The sequence below is a fragment of the Paraconexibacter sp. genome (assembly GCF_059438195.1).
The window spans coordinates 1-17,638 of record NZ_JBLKKY010000053.1; the positions used below are offsets into that span (position 1 = coordinate 1).

Below are 17,638 nucleotides of genomic sequence, written 5' to 3' on the forward strand. Positions count from 1 at the left end.
CCCGCCGCGATCACCCACACCGATCGACGACCGCTCCTGCAAGATCCGGGCTAAGGTCGCATGGCCTGGACGGGGCCGACGATGACGAGGCCTACTCGCGCCGGGCGGGATGTGAAAGCCCCAGAGCCGCGCGGCACGGGGTCAGGTGCCTTCGTGAGAGGGCACCGGTCGTTCTGACACCCGAGGAGGAGCGTGAGATGGAACGCCGCATGTCGATCACGGCGCAGAAAGTCAGCCTCGCTGCTGGGCCCTTGATGCTGATCCTGCTGTTCGTCGGTTGGGTCGTGTGTGCCCAGTGGCTTCCGGCGCCCGGGCCGGGCGAGTCATCGGAAGAGATCGCCCGGATGTACCAGGAGAACGAGTTCCGGATGAAGATCGGCTTCTTCCTCGGGATCTTCGGTGCGACCATCTACGGGGCCTGGGCCGCCTCCATGACGATGTGGACGAGGAAGGCCGAGGCGCGCTTCCCAGTACTCACGTACGTGCAGCTCACCATCATCGGTGGCGGGACCGGGATCTTCATCGCCTGCTACGTCATCTGGGCCGTGGCTGCGTTCCGCGCTGATACCTGGAACGCCGAGATCATCCACATGCTGCACGAGCTCGGCTGGTTCATGTTCTTCTTCACCGCGGCGCCGTTCACGGTCTGGATGGCGGCTTTCGGACTGGGAGTCCTGTGGACACCCCGGACGCATCAGATGCTCCCGCGGTGGGCCGGGTTCTACTGCATCGTCGAGGCTTTCATGATTCTGCCGGCGATGCTCATCCTCTTCTTCTACGAAGGCCCGTTCTCCTATAACGGGCTTCTCAGCATCTGGTGGCCGTTCGCGATCTTCTTCGTCTGGGTGTCTGTCATGACCGTGCTCTGCTGGAAGGCGATCAATCGCCAAGCCATCGCGGACGAGGCCGCCGGGCTCGGCGTCTACCGTGACGGTGACGACCCAGTGCAGTCGTCCGAGGCCCCGGCGATCGGCGACGACGCAGCAGCGGGACCCCATGAGACGGTCCACGGCGACGACTTGATCGGGGCACGCTGATGCACACGACCAGCGAACTCGAGACCACTCGACCGCCCGCGCGCCGGATCCCTGGGGAGGCGGGTATCTGGGCCCTCCTCATCGTGGACATGACTTTCTTCGCCGCCTTCTTCGGCGCCTTCATGTATGAGCGCGCGCAGCAGCCCGAGGTCTTCGCGGCGTCCCGCGAGACGCTGACTGTCGCATGGGGAGCGGCGAACACGTTCATCCTCCTCACGTCCTCTCTCGTCGTCGCGTTCGCCCTCCGATGTCTGCGAGCGGGGGCACTCAAGGCCGCCCAGTGGTTCACTGTTCTCGGCGCCGTGCTCGGGATCTTGTTCGTGATCAACAAGGCCTTCGAATGGGGGTCGAAGATCGACGCCGGACACGTTCCTGGTGAAAACCTGTTCTTCCAGCTGTACTACAGCGGCACAGGGCTCCACCTCGTGCACGTTCTCGTCGGCATCTCGGTCCTGCTCTATCTCCGCCATGCCATTCGTCGGGCACGTCGGCGAGGGAGCACGGCATCGGCCGTGGTCGTCCGGAACTTCGAGTCCGGCGCGATCTACTGGCACATGGTCGACCTGCTGTGGGTGGTCCTGTTCGCACTGCTGTACCTGTCGATCTGATCTGACCAACTGCAGACAACGAGGACTCGAGAATCATGCCGGTGAAGCTGTCGCTCAAGGATCCGCTGGTGCTCGTCTGGGCCACGCTCATGGTGCTGACTGCGCTCTCTCTTTGGATGGGTGCCGGACACGAGGTAGGGGGGATGAGCACCCGCCTCGCGACGGTGCTCGTCCTCGTGGTGGCCTTTGTCAAGGCCGCCGCGGTCGTGGCCTACTTCATGGAGGTCCTCGAGGCGCGGACCGTGCTTCGCGCGGGCGCGGCGGTGTGGTTCGTCGCCGCAGGTTCGATCACGATCGGGATGTACCTCCTGGCGTGAACGCTCGCGCGTCGCCGACTGCTGGGCAGCACCTCGTGCGGCCGTCGCGCGATGCGCCCCGTGTGATGCGCCGGGGTCGTTCCGTGCTGAACACCCGTCCGAGCGACGTCGCTGACGGCGGCGCGCTCGTGCAAGGCCCGAGTTCAGACCCGTCCGGGCCGCGGGGGCCCGACGCGGCTCCCTGAGACGGGTCTCGTCTTCCGCGTGTGTCGAAGCCGGCCGCTGACGACGCGCATCACCGATGCGCAGGCACCCCCGGGACGATGATCTTCGATGCGTCTCGAGACATGATGGTGCGCGCTCGTTGCCGAGAGCCGCCCGGCCCGGTCTCCTGCTCCGCGACACGCACCCGAGGAGGAGCCGAACGTGACCGAGTTGCAGGTGACGAGCTGGGCCGGGGAGCAGCGCGCCGCCGTCGAGGCGGAGCGCGGCGGCCTCGCGCGCCCCGACGTCCGTCTCGACGACCGGTACGCCGCGCGGACGGGCATCGCGATCATGTCGGGCGTCCAGGCCCTCGTCCGCGTCGCCCTCGAGCAGCGGTGGGAGGACCGACGCCGCGGCCGCGACGTCGGCGTCTACGTGAGCGGCTACCAGGGGTCGCCCCTCGGGACGCTCGACCTCGAGTTCGGCCGTGCGCGCCGATTCGTCGAGGAGGAGGGGATCGTCTTCCGGCCGGGGCTGAACGAGGAGCTCGCAGCGACGGCCGTCGCCGGGACGCAGATGCTCGGCCTCCTTCCCGGACGGCGTCACGAGGCGGTCACCGGCTTCTGGTACGGCAAGAACCCGGGGCTCGATCGCGCCGCCGACGCGATTCGCCACGGCAACCTCAGCGGAACCTCGCCGCTCGGCGGGGCCGTCGCCTGGATCGGCGACGACCCGGCGAGCAAGTCGTCGAGCGTGCCGAGCGCGTGCGAGCCGATGTGCCGCAGCCTCCTCGTCCCCGTCCTCGCCCCGGGGAACGTCGCCGATGTCGTTCGACTCGGCCTTCACGCGGTCGCGATGTCGCGCCACAGCGGGACGTGGACCGCTCTGAAGATCGTCACCGACGTCGCCGACGCGAGCCAGTCGGTCGAGCTCGGCGCTGCGGCTCGGGAGCTGCCGCCGCTGCCGCCGCGCGACGGCTTCTCCCCGCCGGTGATGCTGCCCCCGACGAACCTCGACGCCGAGGCCGACCTCATCGAGTCGCGCCTCGACCGGGCGCTCGAGTACTCGCGCCTCGCAGGGCTCAACGCCGTGACGTCGGACTCCGCGCGACCGCGCCTCGCGGTCGTCGCCTCCGGGTTCTCGCACGACGCGGTCGTGCGGGCGCTCCACGACCTGGGGCTCGACGCGGAGGCGTCCGGGGCGCTCGGCCTCCGGCTCGTCCGCCTCTCGATGCCGTGGCCTCTCGACCGCGAGGAGATCCGTCGGCTCTGCGCGGGCGCCGAGACGGTCCTCGTCGTCGAGGACAAGACGCCGTTCGTCGAGGCGCTCGTCCGCGACGCGCTCTACGCCACCGCGCGGCCGCCGGCGGTCGTCGGCCGGCGAGACGAGCACGACCGCCCGCTGCTGCCGTCCCGGTCCTTCGTCGCCGCCGACGACGTCGCGAGGGCGCTCGGCCGCCTGCTCCCGGCCGACGAGATGCCGGACCGCGCCCGCCGCCGTCTCGACCGCCTGAGCGCCGCGACACCGGTTCCGGTCGAGCAGCTCCCGCAGCGCACGCCGTACTTCTGCTCGGGCTGCCCGCACAGCACCTCGACGGCGGCGAGCCCCGACCAGCTCGTCGGCGGCGGCATCGGCTGCCACACGATGGTCCTCCTCGACGATCCCGGCCGCCGCGGCAAGCTCCTCGGGCTCACGCAGATGGGCGGCGAAGGCGCGCAGTGGATCGGGCTCGCGCCGTTCACCGACGACCCGCACATCACGCAGAACCTCGGCGACGGCACCTTCCACCACTCGGGGTCGCTCGCGCTGCGCGCCGCGATCGCCGCCGGCGTGAACATCACCTACAAGCTCCTCTACAACGACGCGGTCGCGATGACCGGCGGCCAGCACCCGGAGGGGAAGCTCGGCGTCGACGCGCTCACGCGGCTCCTCGCGGCCGAGGGGGTCGCCCGCACCGTCGTCGTCACACCCGATCCCGACCGCTACGCCGACGTCACGCTCGCGGCGGGGACACAGGTCCGCGGCCGCGAGCAGCTCCAGGAGGTCGAGCGCGAGCTCGAGGCCACGCCCGGGGTGACCGTCATCGTCTACGACGACCAGTGCGCGACGGAGAAGCGTCGCCTGCGCAAGCGCGGCGCGCTCCCCGCGCCGGCCGAGAAGGTCTGGATCAACGAGCGCGTCTGCGAGGGGTGCGGCGACTGCGGCGACAAGGCGACGTGCCTCTCGCTCCTCCCGGTGCCGACCGAGTACGGCCGCAAGACGCGGATTCAGCAGTCCTCCTGCAACGTCGACTTCTCGTGTCTCCGGGGCGACTGCCCGTCGTTCCTCCTCGTGACCCCGGCCGACGGTGCCCCCGTGCGCCGGACGCCTCCTGCGCCCCCGAGCGACCTGCCCGCCCCGCGCCGGCGCGTCCCCGACGACGTGACGCTGCGCCTGCCCGGGGTCGGCGGGACGGGTGTCGTCACCGTCTCGGCGATCATCCAGATGGCCGCCCACCTCGACGGCGGTCACGCGGCCGGGCTCGAGCAGATCGGGCTCGCCCAGAAGGGCGGGCCGGTCATCTCCGACATCCATCTCTCGCGCCGTCCGATCGAGGGGCAGCTGCGCGCGAGCACGGCGTCCGTCGACGTCCTCATCGGCCTCGACGTCCTCGGCGCCGCCGCCCGCGACACCCTCGTCGTCGCCGACTCGGAGCGCACGGTCGCGGTCCTCAGCACGTCCGTGCTGCCGACGGCGACGATGGTGAAGGACGTCCACGCGGCGCCGGCGTCTCTCGCGGTCGCGCGTCGGCGTCTCTCCGCCGTGACCCGGAGCGAGGAGAACGTGGAGGTCGACGCGGTCGGGCTCGCCGAAGCGCTCTTCGACGACCACCTCCCCGCGAACCTCATCATGGTCGGCGCCGCGTTCCAGAACGGGTGCCTCCCGGTGAGCGAGGAGGCGCTGCAGGCGGCGATCCGGCTCAACGGCGCCGCCGTCGAGCAGAATCTCGCGGCGTTCGCCTGGGGGAGGGCGTGCGTCACGGCACCCGAGGAGGTCGAGCGCATCCTCGTTGACCGGTCCGCCGAGCCGGTGCAGGAGGTCGACGGGGCGATCCGCGCGCGCGTCGACGCCCTCGCGCTCCCCGAGGACCTCGCCGACCGGCTCGGCCGGCGCGCCGCGGAGCTCGTCCGCTACCAGGACCGCCGTTACGCCGAGCGCTATCTCGACGAGGTGGGCTCGGTCCTCGCGGAGGAGCGCGCCCGCACCGGGGGCACGGCGGTGACGGGCGCGGTCGTCGACGGACTCTTCAAGCTCATGGCCTACAAGGACGAGTACGAGGTCGCCCGCCTGCATCTCGACGCTCGCGAGCGCCACCGTCGCGAGGAGGCCTTCGGAGAGCGGGCGACGGTGAAGGTGCTCCTCCACCCGCCGGTCCTCCGCGCGCTCGGCGTGAAGCGGAAGGTGAAGCTCGGACCCTCGGCCTTCGCCGTCTTCCGGCTCCTGCATGCGGTGCGCCGGCTGCGCCGCACGCGGCTCGATCCGTTCGGCCACGCGGCGGTGCGCCGGACGGAGCGCCGCCTCGTCGCCGAGTACCTCGCGCTCGTGCGGCGAGCGCTCGGTCGCCTCGATGGGGGGAACGTCGGGCGTGTCGTCCGCCTTGCCGAGCTTCCTGATCTCATCCGCGGCTACGAGGACGTGAAGCTGGCGAACGTCGCGGAGTTCCGCTCGCGAGCGGCCGAGCTCATCGCTGAGATCGAGACGCCGACCTGACACGATGTTAGGTCGAACGCACGTCGGTTACACTTTCGGCATGGCCGACGGCGAGGGGACGACGACCGCGCTCGCCGCACTGCGCGAGGAGTGGATGGCCGGCGGGCGATCGAAGGGTCGCGCCCACGCGCGCACGTTGACCGCGACGGAGCGGCTCCTCGAGTCGACGCCCCTGCACGACCTCACCGTCGCCGACATCCTCCGCGAGGCGGAGATCTCGCGTCCGACGTTCTACTCGTACTTCGCGTCGAAGTTCGAGGTCGTCTCGGTCCTCTACGAGCGCGGCTTGGCGGAGATGTACAGCGCCGTGCGGCCGATGTACGAGCGCGAGGGGGGCGAGGGACCCGAGGACGCCTTCCGGCGGGCGGTCGACCAGCTCGTCGAGGTCTGGGCCTCGCATCGCACGATGTTCCGCGCGGCGTTCGAGCATCGGCACAATTCGCCCGAGATCATCGAGACGACGCTGCGGCTCGTCAAGTTCTGGGTGCCGACGCTCGCCGATCAGGTCGAGCGTGACCGCGCGGCCGGGATCGCGCCGCCCGGGCCACCGGCCGAGCCGCTCGTCATGACGCTCTTGTGGTCGACGGAGAAGACGCTCTACGTGAGCGGTCTCGGTCTCACGCCGCACCTCGCCGACGAACACGCTGCCGCCGAGCCGATCACGGCGATGTGGCTCGGGACGCTCTACGGCATCGTCCCGGCACCCCGCCCGCGGCGGCGCAGGCCGGCTGTCTCCGCCCGCCGGGCGGAAGCCTAGCCGCGTCCGCGAGGACCCTCGGATCGTCCCGACAGCGTCGGCGACCGACGCGCGCATGCCCATGCGGCACCTCATGCTTGCCGCTGGCCTAACACTCTGTTAGGTTTGCCGCCAGACCGAGGGAGGGTTGTGAGCGTCACGAGCGAGACGGGCGAGCTCTTCGAGCCGCAGGACGGACGAGGCGCGCGGGACGCGCTCGCACGCGCGAGGAAGGAGTTCCTCGCGACGGGCGAGGTGCCGACCGGCGTGCGCGAGACGACCGCGCGGTCGTGGCTGCGGTCGCTGCGCGCCGGGGTCTCGCCGACATCCCCGCGACCGCGCTTCGTCCGCGAGCCGGGGGGCGACTCCGCGCTCGTGCGCGCGGCGCGCCCGGTCATCGACGAGCTCTTCGCGCAGCTCGGCAACTCCGAGGCCGCGTCGATGCTCGTCGACGCCGACGCGGTGATCCTCGAGCGCTGGAGCAACGACCGCCGCGTCATCGAGCGCCTCGACGCGATCGACGCCATCCCCGGCTACAGCTTCGAAGAGGGCTGCGTCGGCACGACCGCGCTCGGTACCGTCATCGAGGAGGGCGAGCCGGTCGTCGTCCTCGGCGGCGAGCACTTCGCGGAGGACTTCCAGGCGTTCTCGGCGGTCGGAGCGCCGGTGAGGCATCCGATCACCGGCCGCCTCGAGGGCGTCGTCGACCTCGTGCTGCCCAACCACGAGTCGTCCTCGCTCATGCTGCCGCTCATCGTCCGCGCCGCGCAGGAGATCAGCGCACGCTTGCTGAGCGGCTACTCGGCCGCGGACCGCGCGCTCCTCGACGGCTTCCTGCGCACCGACCGCCGCGGCCCGCGGATTCCGACCATCGCGATCAACAGCCGGATGCAGATGAGCAACTGCGAGGCCGCCGATCTTCTCGGCGAGGTCGATCGCGTGCTCCTCTGGGAGCAGGTGCAGCGTGCGCGGGACAAGGGCGAGGTCCACGCGACGCTCGTCGTCGGACGGCGGCATCAGATGGCGGCGAAGCTGATCGACGTCCGCGAGGGTGACGCGAGCGTGGGCGTCGTCGTCCAGCTGCGCCCGACGCGGACCGATCTGAGAGCCACGATGGACGACGGGGCCGGGTCGGAGGGGCGTGCCGATCCCGTCGAGGCCCTGCGCGAGCTTCTCCCGGGCCGCAGCGTCGCGTGGGGCGCGGTGCTGCGACGCGCATCGTCGGCGGCGGTCACTCGCAAGGCGCTCCTCCTCGTCGGTGAGGCGGGTGTGGGCAAGGCGGCGCTCGGCGGCGCTCTCGCGGACCTCGCCGCGCCCGGCGAGCCGGCGGTCGTCGTCGACGCCCGCGAGACGGCCGCGGTCGCCCGGCTCGACGAGGACGCCGACGCTTCGGGCCCGGTTCTCGTCACGCACGCGGAGGCACTCGACGCGGTCACGCTCGCGAGCCTCTGCCGGATGCTCGATGCTGCCGACGGCGCCGGGAGGTTCGTCGTCGTCACGTATTCGCACGGCGCCGACTCCGCAGACGTGCCGTCCTCACTCGAGGAGCGCTTCTCCTACGTCCTCGATCTGCCGCCGCTGCGCGAGCGCGCCGAGGACATCGCGGACATCGCCGAGCGCATGGTCGCCGAGCACGATGACGGCCCCCGGCTCGAGCCGCGCACCGTCCATCGGCTGATGGAGCGCGAGTGGCCGGGGAACGCGCGCCAGCTGCGCCGGGTCGTCGACGCGGCGGTCGCCGCGGCGCCGGGGTCCGTCGTCCGGCCCGACGATCTCCCCGAGGCGTTCCGCGAGCGGATCGTCCGCGCGCAGGTGACACGGCTGAAGCGCGCGGAGCGCGACGCGATCCAGGAGGTCCTGCGCCAGACCGAGGGCAACAAGCGCCTCGCGGCCGCGGCGCTCGGGATCTCGCGCTCGACGCTCTACCGCAAGCTGGAGGCGCACGGCCTCGCGAGCTGAGGGCGGTGAGGGTCGTGGGCGTCCACGAGGCACCCCGCCGCCCCGCACTTTGCACCTTGACGGTCAGATCTGACTGTCAAGGTGCAAAGAGGGGTCGGTTCCGCCCGCCCCCGCCCCGGGCACACTGGAGGCGATGAACTCCCAGGACACGATCCGCCGGCTCCTCACAGAGACCCGCACGTGGGCGGTCGTCGGCTGCTCGCCCGACCCCGCGCGCGACTCGCACCGCATCGCCCGCCTGCTGCAGCAGCGCGGCTTCCGGGTCATCCCGGTGAACCCCGCGCTCGACGAGGTCCTGGGCGAGCGCTGCTACCCGTCCGTGACGGCGATCCCGGAGAGCGAGGGCGTCGAGGTCGTCGACGTCTTCCGCCGCTCCGAGGCGGCCGGCGCCCACGTCGACGAGGCGATCGAGATCGGCGCGACGGGCGTCTGGCTGCAGCTCGGGGTCCTCGACGCGGCGGCGGCCGCGCGCGCGGAGGAGGCGGGGCTCGAGGTCGTCATGGACCGCTGCCCCGCGATCGAGCTGCCGCGGATCGCGGCCTGACGCCGCGCCGCCGGCTGCGTCAGCGCGCGCTCGCCGCCGGCGGGGCCGGCCGGCGCGTCCCCTGCGCGAGCTCGGCGACCGCCTGCGCCGCCGGGACGACGCTGCGCAGGTCGCGCACGCACTCCCCGGCGTAGAGCGGCGTCGTGTCGACGAGGCGCTCGGGCATGCCCTCCATCACCGGGCCGATCGTGTAGAGCGGGACCGCGCGCGTCTGGGCCTTCGGCACGACGTCGAGCGCGCGGAGCGGCAGGCGGCGCCCGATCGGGAAGGTGACGCGGTTGACGGCGCGTGCGGCCGCGGGCCCGCGGACGTCCCGCGCGCACCAGCGCTCGGTCGCCGCGTTGGCGACGACGCGATGCCGCGCGGGCCACCCGAAGCCGAAGAGGAGGGTGTCGACGGTCTTCGTCGCGCCCATCACGCGCTGCTTGTAGGCGCGGTGGACCTTGCACTCCTCGGTGAGGAGGAAGCGGCTGCCGACCATGACGCCCGCGGCGCCCGCGTCCATCGCCGCGCGCACCGCGGCGCCGTCCGAGATCCCGCCCGCCGCGAAGACGGGACGGCCGTCCGCGGCGTCGAGGACCTGCGGGAGGACCGCGTCGAGGCGCTCGTGGGCGAGGAGATGCCCGCCCGCCTGCACGCCCTGGGCGACGATGACGTCCGCGCCGTCGGCGACGGCCTGCCGCGCCTCGGCGGCCGTGCCGACCTGGTGGAGGACGACGACGCCCGCCGCGTGGAGCCGGTCGACGAGCGCGCGGTCGTGCCCGAAGAAGAGGACCGCCGCCTCGATGCCCGCGTCGAGGACCGCGTCGACGTGCGCGCGCTTGATGAACGGCATGAGGAGGTTGACGGCGATCGGCCGACCGGGGGCCATCGCGCGGGCGCGTCGCACCTCGGCCGCGAAGCGGTCGGGATCGAGGATGCCGATCGTCCCGAGAGCGCCGGCGTTGGAGACCGCGGCGGCGAGGTCGGCGTCGGCCATCCCACCGCCCATGCCCACCTGGGCGATCGGATGCTCGAGCTCGAGCCGTGCCAGGACGTCCATCGGTGCCTCCCTCGGATGACGGTCTGCGAACAGCGTCGCCCATCGGCACGCGTTCGACACCGAGTCAAGCAGACCGCCCGGGACGCCGTCAACGTCAGCTGTCGCGGATGAAGCGCAGGGTCGCCCGCGCCCCGGCGAGCATGTCGCCCAGCGCCGGACCCATCGTCTCGCGCCACGTGCCGGAGTGGCACTCGTCGCCCTTGCGCGAGGTCGCGACGACGCGGAGATCCGTCCAGACGACTGCGTCCGCCCCGCCGTCGATGTCGTCGCGACGCGTGAGGACGCGCGACCAGGCGCCGACGATGCGGACCTGCTCGCCGACCGACGAGCGGCGGACGACGCGGAAGGCGGCCGAGCCGTGGGTGCCCTCGTCGAGGACGCGCCGCGGGTCCGACTCGGGGAGCCTCGCCTCCACGCGCGCGGTCGCGTCGCCGGGCTCGTCGACGACCGTCGTCGGCCATGCGGTGACGCGATAGCGACACGACGAGCGGCGCGTGAGCCAGCTCCGGCGGCCGGTCGAGGACCGCACCGACGTCCAGTCGTCGGGCACGACGAGGCGCGCCCGCGCGCCCGCGCGCAGGTCCTCGAGCGGCGGGGCGACGTCGAGGTGCGCCGGCTCGGTGACGTGCAGGACGTCGTAGCCGGTCGGGGCGGCCGAGGCGGCGGCCGGGACGCCGACGGCGACGGTGAGCACGACAGGAGCGAGAACGTGACGCATGACGCCGATCGTCGCCGCACGCGCGGCCGCGCTCATCGGGAGAACGCCGCATACGTCCGACGGTGGAACCCCGGTCCTACACTCGGCCTCGTGACCCTCCTCAGCGAGATCCTCGGCCGGACGAGCCGTCTCCCGCGCCCGCTCACCCGCGACGTCGTCTGCGAGCCCGACCTCCGGGTCCCCATGGACGACGGGACGATCCTCCTCGCCGACCGCTGGGTCGCGCGCGAGACGAGCGACCGCCCGCAGCCGACCGTCCTCGTCCGCTCGCCCTACGGCCGCAAGCAGCTCTTCGGGCTCCTCTTCGGGCGCCTGCTCGCCGAGCGCGGACTGCAGGTCGTCATCGAGAGCGTCCGCGGGACGTTCGGGTCGCAGGGCGAGTTCGACCCGTTCGACGAGCGCGACGACGGGCTCGCGACGCTGCGCTGGCTGCGCGAGCAGCCGTGGCACGCCGACCGCATCGGGATGATCGGCCCGAGCTACCTCGGGCTCGTCCAGTGGGCGGTCGCCGCGGAGGCCGGCGACGACGTCGCCGCGCTCGCGATCCAGGCGAGCGCGTCGCAGTTCCACGGCCAGACCTACGGGGGCGGCAGCCTCTCGCTCGAGACGGCCGCGTCGTGGCTCGCGCTCGTCGCGAAGCAGGAGCAGCGCTTCGCCGCGGTCGCGATGGTCCGCGCGCTGCGCGAGCTGCCCGAGGCGGTCGCCGAGCTGCCGCTCGCCGACCTCGACGTGCGCGCCGCGGGCGCGGAGGTGGCGTGGTTCCGCGAGGCGCTCGGGCGCACCGAGCGCACCGACCCCTACTGGGTCGCCCGCGACTTCACCCGCGGCGTCGGCGAGGTCCGGGCGCCCGTCCAGCTCATCGGCGGCTGGCACGACATCTTCCTCCCGTGGATGCTGGAGGACTTCGCCGCGCTCCAGGAGGCCGGGCGGCGGCCGCAGCTCGTCGTCGGTCCGTGGACGCACACCTCGCCGGACCTCATGGGCGCCGGGCTGCGTGAGGGCCTCGCCTGGCTGCGCGCGGGCCTCCTCGACGACGAGCAGCTGCTGCACCCGGCGGCCGTGCGGATCTTCGTCACCGGCGAGCGCTCGGGGGGCGGCTGGCGCGAGCTGCCGACCTGGCCGCCGCCGGGGACGGGGGAGCGCCGCCTCTTCCTCGGGCCCGGCCGCGCGCTCGGCGACCACCCGCCCGCGCAGGACGGCGCCGACGGCTATCGCTACGACCCGCACGACCCGACGCCCTCGCTCGGCGGGGCGGTCCTCCTCGAGCGCGAGCCGGTCGTCGACAACCGCCCCCTCGAGGCGCGGGCCGACGTGCTCACCTTCACGACCCCGCCGCTGCCCGGCACCCTCGAGGCGATCGGCCCGGTCGGCGTCGTCGTCCACGTGCGCGCGAGCGCCGACCACTTCGACGTCTTCGCGCGCGTGTGCGACGTCGACCGCGAGGGCGTGTCGCGCAACGTCACCGACGCGCTCGTCCGCGTCGACCCGGAGCGCGCCGAGCAGGGGGACGGCGGGACGTGGCGCGTCGCGTTCGATCTCTGGCCGATCGCCCACCGCTTCGCCGCCGGTCACCGCATCCGCCTCCTCCTCGCCTCCGGCGCGCATCCCCGCTACGCACGCAACCCCGGGACGGGAGAAGACCCGGCGCACGCGACGCGCCTCGCGCCGGTCGACGTCGAGATCCTCCATGGCCCCGCCCAGCCCAGCGCGCTCGTGCTGCCGGCCGGGGACGGGTGAGGGACCGCTCCCGCGCCGGGTAGGACAGAGACGTGTTCGATTTCGTCGTCGAGGCGCTCAGCGACAAGTGGTGGACGTACGGGCTCCTCTTCGGCGTCATCATCGTCGACTCGGTGCTTCCCGTCCTGCCGAGCGAGACGGCGCTCATCACCGTCGGCATCATCGCCGCGCAGGACGGGCTGTCGATGCCCGCGCTCCTCGCCGCCGCGTGGGCGGGCTCGGTCACCGGGGACAACCTCGCCTACACGGTCGGCGACCGCCCGGGCAGGCGACTGCGACGCCGTCTGCTGCGCAACGCGCTCGATCAGGTGAAGTGGGTGCGCCACCAGATCGGCAAGCGCCCCTGGATCGTCGGCGTCGCACGCTTCGTCCCGGGCGGCCGCACGGCCGCCGCGATGAGCGCCGGCGCGCTCGACATGCCACGCGCCCGCTTCGCCGCCTACGTCGCGGTCGGCGGGCTGCTGTGGGCGACCTTCAACCTCTCCCTCGGCTTCGTCGGCGGCTCGGTCTTCGACCAGAACTTCTGGCTGCCGCTCCTCGTGTCCCTCGCCGCCGCCGGGCTCGTGTCGCTCGCCGCCGAGGGAGCCCGGCGGAAGGGCCTCCTCGGCCCGTCGCCCGACGAGCTGCGCGACGAGGACTTCGACGACAGCGACCTCGAGGCGGAGGCCGCCGCGTGACGTGCGCGATCCTGCGCACATGAGCGAGAAGACGACGACGGTCCCCGCCCCCGGCCCCGGTCCCGGCCGCGAGCGCCAGAGCGAGATCTACCGAGCCGGTGCGCTCGGCCGCCGGCCGAGCATCCCGACCGACTTCAGCGGCCTCGAGAAGGCGGCGAAGCGCAAGGCGTCGGTCCGCGGCTGGGCCTACGTCGCCGGCGGGGCGGGGGAGGGCGCGACCATGCGCGCGAACCGCGAGGCGTTCGACCGATGGGCGATCGTCCCGCGCGTCCTGCGCGACGTGTCCCAGCGGGACCTCTCGGTGGAGCTCTTCGGCCGCCGCATCCCCGCGCCGCTGCTCTTCGCGCCCGTCGGCGCCTCCGAGCTCCTCCACCCCGACGCGGACGTCGCGATCGCCGGCGCGGCCGCCGACCTCGGGGTCCCGTACGTCTTCAGCAGCCAGTCGTGCTTCTCGATGGAGGAGTGCGCGGAGGCGATGGGCGACCAGCCGCGCTGGTTCCAGCTCTACTGGAGCACCGACGACGACCTCGTCGACTCGTTCCTCGCGCGCGCGAAGGCGGTCGGCTGCGAGGCGGTCGTCGTCACGCTCGACACGACGATGCTCGGCTGGCGCACGCAGGACCTCAACATCGGGTCGCTGCCGTTCGCGCGTGGCGAGGGGATCGCGCAGTACGTCACCGACCCGCGCTTCCGCGAGGTCGTGCGTGCGCGGGTCCGCGAGGGGGTCGGCAAGGCCGCGTCGGCCGACGTCGAGGTGACGCTCGGCGCGATCAGGACGCTCCTCTCGATGACGCGGAAGTTCCCCGGCTCGTTCGCGCGCAACATCCGCTCGCCCGAGCCGCGCGCCGCCGTCGAGACGTTCCTCGACATCTACTCGCGGCCGTCGCTCACCTGGGACGACATCGCCACGATCCGCGACCGCACCGACCTGCCCGTCCTCCTCAAGGGGATCCTCCACCCCGACGACGCCCGGCGCGCGGTCGACATGGGGCTCGACGGCGTCGTCGTCTCGAACCACGGCGGCCGCCAGGTCGACGGCTCGATCTCCTCGCTCGACGCGCTGCCCGAGGTCGCGGCGGCCGTCGACGGGCGCGCGACCGTGCTCCTCGACAGCGGCATCCGCACCGGCTCGGACGTCGTGAAGGCGCTCGCCCTCGGCGCCGACGCCGTCCTCGTCGGCCGCCCGCACGTCTACGGGCTCGCGCTCGGCGGCCGCGACGGCGCCCGCGACGCGGTCCTCAACATCCTCGCCGAGCTCGACCTCACGATGGGCCTCAGCGGGCTGCGGTCGCTCGACGAGGTGACCGGGGAGGTGCTGCGGCGGGTCGGATGAGGCGGTCGCCGAGCGTGGAACCACCCGGTACCGTGCGCACATGAGCACGAACGGCACGGCGCGACCGGACGTCGAGGTCGCCGTCATCGGGGCGGGGTTCGGCGGGCTCGGCATCGGCCGCGCCCTCCTCGAGGCGGGCTTCGAGGACATCGTCCTCCTCGACGAGGCCGACGGCGTCGGCGGGACGTGGCACTGGAACACCTATCCCGGCGTCGCGGTCGACATCCCGTCGTTCAGCTACCAGTACTCCTACGCGCAGCGGTCGGACTGGTCGCGGGTCTACGCGCCGGGGACGGAGCTGAAGGCCTACGCGGAGCGCTGCGCCGACGAGTTCGGTCTGCGCGACCGCATCCGCCTGCGCACGAAGGTGAGCGAGGCGCGCTTCGACGACGAGCGCGACCTCTGGACGCTCACGACCGGGGAGGGCGAGACGATCACCGCCCGTCACGTCGTCGGCGCGACGGGCGTCTTCGCCCAGCCGAAGCCGCCGGACATCGAGGGCCTCGCGACGTTCGCCGGCGACACCCTGCACACCGCCCGGTGGGACCACGACGTCCCGCTCGCCGGCCGGCGGGTCGCGGTCATCGGCACCGGCGCCTCCGCCGTCCAGCTCATTCCGCGATCGCCGAGGAGGTCGCCGAGCTCACGGTCTTCCAGCGGACGCCGATCTGGTGCCTGCCGAAGCCGGACGCCCCGCTCCCCGAGCCCGTGCGCTGGGCGCTCGGCAAGGTGCCGGGCGCGAAGCTCGCGTTCCGCTCCGTCAGCCAGGGCTACGTCGAGGCGACGTTCCCGCTCGCCGCGCACTTCGCGAGCGTGCTGCCGATCGCGAAGGCGAGCGAGGCGCTCGGCCGCAAGCACCTGCGCGACCAGGTGAAGGACCCGGAGACCCGCGAGAAGCTCACGCCGCAGTACAGCCTCGGCTGCAAGCGCCCGAGCTTCCACAACTCCTACCTCGCGACGTTCAACCGCGAGGACGTCCACCTCGTCACCGAGCCCATCGAGCGCGTCGAGCCGACGGGCGTCCGCACCGCGGACGGCGCCCTCCACGAGATCGACGTGCTCGTCCTCGCGACCGGCTTCAAGGTCTTCGACGCCGACAACATGCCGCCGTTCCCGGTGCGTGGCGTCGGCGGGGCGGACCTCGGCACGCACTTCCTCGAGAACCGGCTGCACGCCTACGAGGGGGTGAGCATCCCCGGCTTCCCGAACCTCTTCCTCCTCCTCGGACCCTACGGCTACAACGGCTCGTCCTACTTCACGCTCATCGAGAACCAGGCACGGCACGTCGTGCGCTGCCTGCGCCGCGCGCGTGAGGAGCGCGCGACGAGAATCGAGGTGACGCCGGAGGCCAACGAGCGGTTCTTCGCGCAGATGCTCGGCCGTCGCCACCGCCAGGTCTTCTTCCAGGGCAGCTGCGCCACGGCGAACAGCTACTACTTCGACCGCAACGGCGACGTGCCGTTCCGGCCCTCGACGACGCTCGAGGCGACGTGGCGCAGCGCCCGGTTCCCGCTCGAGGACTATCGCTTCGAGGGCGCCGACGGCGCGGCGGCCTGAGCCGCCGCGCGCCGGGCCCGTCTGGTCCTACCCCGCCGCGATGCGGTGGGAGGCGACGAACATCTCGTCCGGGTCGTGCTGCGCGCGGATCTGCCGCAGCCGCGCGTAGTCCTCGGGCGCGAACGCCGTCTCCGCCGAGCCGCCGGTCTCGCCCCAGTTGAGGTAGAAGGTCCCGGTGCCATACGGCGCCATCGCTGCGAGGAGACGGTCGATCGCCACCTGGGCCGCCGCCCCGAGCTCGGGCGTCATGGGGACGCCCACGGCGAACATCGAGTAGAGCCCCTCGAGCGTCGCGCGTGCGCCCGCGCCCTCCGGACGCCGCGCGAAGGCGCCGCCGGTGTGACGCAGCTCGGCGAAGAGGAGCGGCGAGCCCGACCCCTCGCCGGTCACCTGGAGGAAGGCGTCGATCGCCGAGTCGTCGAGGTCGCGGACGAGGAGGTGGTCGCCGATCGCCGGGACCGGCTGCTCGGGATCGCCGTGGACGCGCAGGACGGCGGGCGCCGGGACCTGCGCCCACGTGTCGATCGTGTGCCCGCCGATCGCCCGGAGCTCGTCGAGGAGCGCGCGGCCCTCGGCCTGGCTCGCGAGGACCGCGCCGTCGATCGCGACGTGCGGGGTCGCGCGCAGCGGCTCCGGAACCTCCGGCAGGGGCGGCAGGCAGAGGATCCGGAACGACGTCGTCACCGACTCGGGGACGCGGCGCGTCCAGTCGCGCCAGCCGCGCATGACGTCCGCGGTGCGGTCGATCGGCCAGAAGAGCGTGCCGGCGTACGCCTCCGTCAGCTCGAAGAGGCCCATCTCGATCGCGGTGACGACGCCGAAGTTCCCGCCGCCTCCGCGCAGCGCCCAGAAGAGGTCCGGGTCGTTCGCGGCGTCGACGCGGCGCAGCACGCCGTCCGCGGTGACGATCTCGACCGCCGTGACGTGGTTGCACGCGAGGCCGTGCGTGCGGCCGTAGAAGCTGACCCCGCCGCCGAGGAGGTAGCCGACGACGCCGACGTCGGGGGAGGAGCCGTGCAGGCACGCGAGTCCGTGCTCGGCGGCCGCGACGACGAGGTCCTCCGCGAGGGTCCCCGCGTTGACGCGCGCGGTCCTCGCCACGGGGTCGATCGTCACCTCGGGGTCGAGCGTCGTCTTGAGGAGGAGCGTGTCGTCGAGCGCGGGAAGGGTGGTCGCGAAGTGACCGGTCGTCTGCGGCGCGACCCTGAGGCCGTGCTCGCGGGCGAAGCCGATCGCCTCGACGACCTGCTCGACCGTCGCCGCCGCGGCGACGCCGGCGGGCCGGAGGTCGGCGTGGAGGTTCCACGCGGCGCGCGCCGTGTCGTAGGCGTCGTGGAGCGGCTGGACGACGAACGGGGCGTGGCCGAGCGGGGTGACGGGCTGCATCGAGATCTCCTCGGGGTGGGTGCGGTGTGCGGTGACGGAAAGGAGACTCGCGCGAGCGTACGCCGGTGCCCATCCCACGCGTGGGGGGTCTTT

Annotated in this window: 13 protein-coding genes and 1 pseudogene; 11 read left to right on the plus strand and 3 right to left on the minus strand. The window is 72.9% G+C overall.

The genetic code is table 11. The features are described 5' to 3' along the window. The first annotated feature begins 197 nt into the window (after positions 1–197). The 7 genes from ACME2J_RS16360 to ACME2J_RS16390 all read left to right on the plus strand — a co-directional run bounded on the left by ACME2J_RS16360 (position 198) and on the right by ACME2J_RS16390 (position 9,095). Positions 198–1,037 (plus strand): hypothetical protein, encoded by an 840-nt coding sequence (locus tag ACME2J_RS16360; protein ID WP_495546005.1) that lies wholly within the window; start codon positions 198–200, stop codon positions 1,035–1,037. Beyond that, positions 1,037–1,645, plus strand: a complete 609-nt coding sequence (locus ACME2J_RS16365) for a cytochrome c oxidase subunit 3 (protein ID WP_495546006.1) — start codon at positions 1,037–1,039, stop codon at positions 1,643–1,645. Before ACME2J_RS16360 ends, ACME2J_RS16365 begins: the two co-directional genes overlap by 1 nt. Before the next feature lie 35 nt (positions 1,646–1,680). Beyond that, positions 1,681–1,962, plus strand: a complete 282-nt coding sequence (locus tag ACME2J_RS16370) for a cytochrome C oxidase subunit IV family protein (protein ID WP_495546007.1) — start codon at positions 1,681–1,683, stop codon at positions 1,960–1,962. A gap of 366 nt (positions 1,963–2,328) precedes the next feature. Then, the gene (locus tag ACME2J_RS16375) at positions 2,329–5,856 is read left to right on the plus strand and encodes an indolepyruvate ferredoxin oxidoreductase family protein (protein ID WP_495546008.1); all 3,528 of its coding nucleotides are present in this window, start codon (positions 2,329–2,331) and stop codon (positions 5,854–5,856) included. A gap of 40 nt (positions 5,857–5,896) precedes the next feature. After that, positions 5,897–6,613, plus strand: coding sequence for a TetR/AcrR family transcriptional regulator (locus ACME2J_RS16380; protein WP_495546009.1), 717 nt, complete (start codon positions 5,897–5,899; stop codon positions 6,611–6,613). Between the two features lie 129 nt (positions 6,614–6,742). Further along, positions 6,743–8,551, plus strand: a complete 1,809-nt coding sequence (locus ACME2J_RS16385; protein ID WP_495546010.1) for a sigma-54-dependent Fis family transcriptional regulator — start codon at positions 6,743–6,745, stop codon at positions 8,549–8,551. A gap of 133 nt (positions 8,552–8,684) precedes the next feature. After that, positions 8,685–9,095 (plus strand): CoA-binding protein, encoded by a 411-nt coding sequence (locus ACME2J_RS16390; RefSeq protein WP_495546011.1) that lies wholly within the window; start codon positions 8,685–8,687, stop codon positions 9,093–9,095. A gap of 19 nt (positions 9,096–9,114) precedes the next feature. Here ACME2J_RS16390 and ACME2J_RS16395 read toward each other — a convergent pair whose 3' ends face one another. Beyond that, on the minus strand, positions 9,115–10,137 hold the full coding sequence (locus tag ACME2J_RS16395; protein ID WP_495546012.1) for an NAD(P)H-dependent flavin oxidoreductase: 1,023 nt from the start codon (positions 10,135–10,137) through the stop codon (positions 9,115–9,117). Positions 10,138–10,231: 94 nt separating this feature from the next. Continuing rightward, a complete protein-coding gene (locus tag ACME2J_RS16400; RefSeq protein ID WP_495546013.1) occupies positions 10,232–10,855 on the minus strand; it encodes a hypothetical protein in 624 nt (207 codons plus the stop codon). A 90-nt stretch (positions 10,856–10,945) separates the two neighbouring features. Here ACME2J_RS16400 and ACME2J_RS16405 point away from each other — a divergent pair, with 90 nt between their 5' ends. The 4 genes and pseudogenes from ACME2J_RS16405 (at position 10,946) to ACME2J_RS16420 (ending at position 16,159) form a co-directional block, all read left to right on the plus strand. Continuing rightward, complete coding sequence (locus tag ACME2J_RS16405; RefSeq protein WP_495546014.1) at positions 10,946–12,592, plus strand: CocE/NonD family hydrolase; 1,647 nt, start codon at positions 10,946–10,948, stop codon at positions 12,590–12,592. Between the two features lie 32 nt (positions 12,593–12,624). Beyond that, positions 12,625–13,269 (plus strand): DedA family protein, encoded by a 645-nt coding sequence (locus ACME2J_RS16410; RefSeq protein ID WP_495546015.1) that lies wholly within the window; start codon positions 12,625–12,627, stop codon positions 13,267–13,269. Between the two features lie 19 nt (positions 13,270–13,288). After that, on the plus strand, positions 13,289–14,602 hold the full coding sequence (locus tag ACME2J_RS16415) for a lactate 2-monooxygenase (RefSeq protein ID WP_495546016.1): 1,314 nt from the start codon (positions 13,289–13,291) through the stop codon (positions 14,600–14,602). Between the two features lie 40 nt (positions 14,603–14,642). Then, positions 14,643–16,159: pseudogene (locus tag ACME2J_RS16420) on the plus strand (flavin-containing monooxygenase). Positions 16,160–16,186: 27 nt separating this feature from the next. On the opposite strand, the gene ACME2J_RS16425 reads toward ACME2J_RS16420, so the two are convergent. Beyond that, positions 16,187–17,545, minus strand: a complete 1,359-nt coding sequence (locus ACME2J_RS16425; protein ID WP_495546017.1) for an FAD-binding oxidoreductase — start codon at positions 17,543–17,545, stop codon at positions 16,187–16,189. Positions 17,546–17,638 lie beyond the last annotated feature (93 nt).

Bases quoted from the DNA above. Each gene is read 5' to 3' on its own strand.
- ACME2J_RS16365 (WP_495546006.1), top strand. From the start codon at position 1,037: ATGCACACGACCAGCGAACTCGAGACCACTCGACCGCCCGCGCGCCGG.
- ACME2J_RS16390 (WP_495546011.1), top strand. From the start codon at position 8,685: ATGAACTCCCAGGACACGATCCGCCGGCTCCTCACAGAGACCCGCACG.
- ACME2J_RS16370 (WP_495546007.1), top strand. From the start codon at position 1,681: ATGCCGGTGAAGCTGTCGCTCAAGGATCCGCTGGTGCTCGTCTGGGCC.
- ACME2J_RS16360 (WP_495546005.1), top strand. From the start codon at position 198: ATGGAACGCCGCATGTCGATCACGGCGCAGAAAGTCAGCCTCGCTGCT.
- ACME2J_RS16425 (WP_495546017.1), bottom strand. From the start codon at position 17,545: ATGCAGCCCGTCACCCCGCTCGGCCACGCCCCGTTCGTCGTCCAGCCG.
- ACME2J_RS16415 (WP_495546016.1), top strand. From the start codon at position 13,289: ATGAGCGAGAAGACGACGACGGTCCCCGCCCCCGGCCCCGGTCCCGGC.
- ACME2J_RS16400 (WP_495546013.1), bottom strand. From the start codon at position 10,855: ATGCGTCACGTTCTCGCTCCTGTCGTGCTCACCGTCGCCGTCGGCGTC.
- ACME2J_RS16395 (WP_495546012.1), bottom strand. From the start codon at position 10,137: ATGGACGTCCTGGCACGGCTCGAGCTCGAGCATCCGATCGCCCAGGTG.
- ACME2J_RS16380 (WP_495546009.1), top strand. From the start codon at position 5,897: ATGGCCGACGGCGAGGGGACGACGACCGCGCTCGCCGCACTGCGCGAG.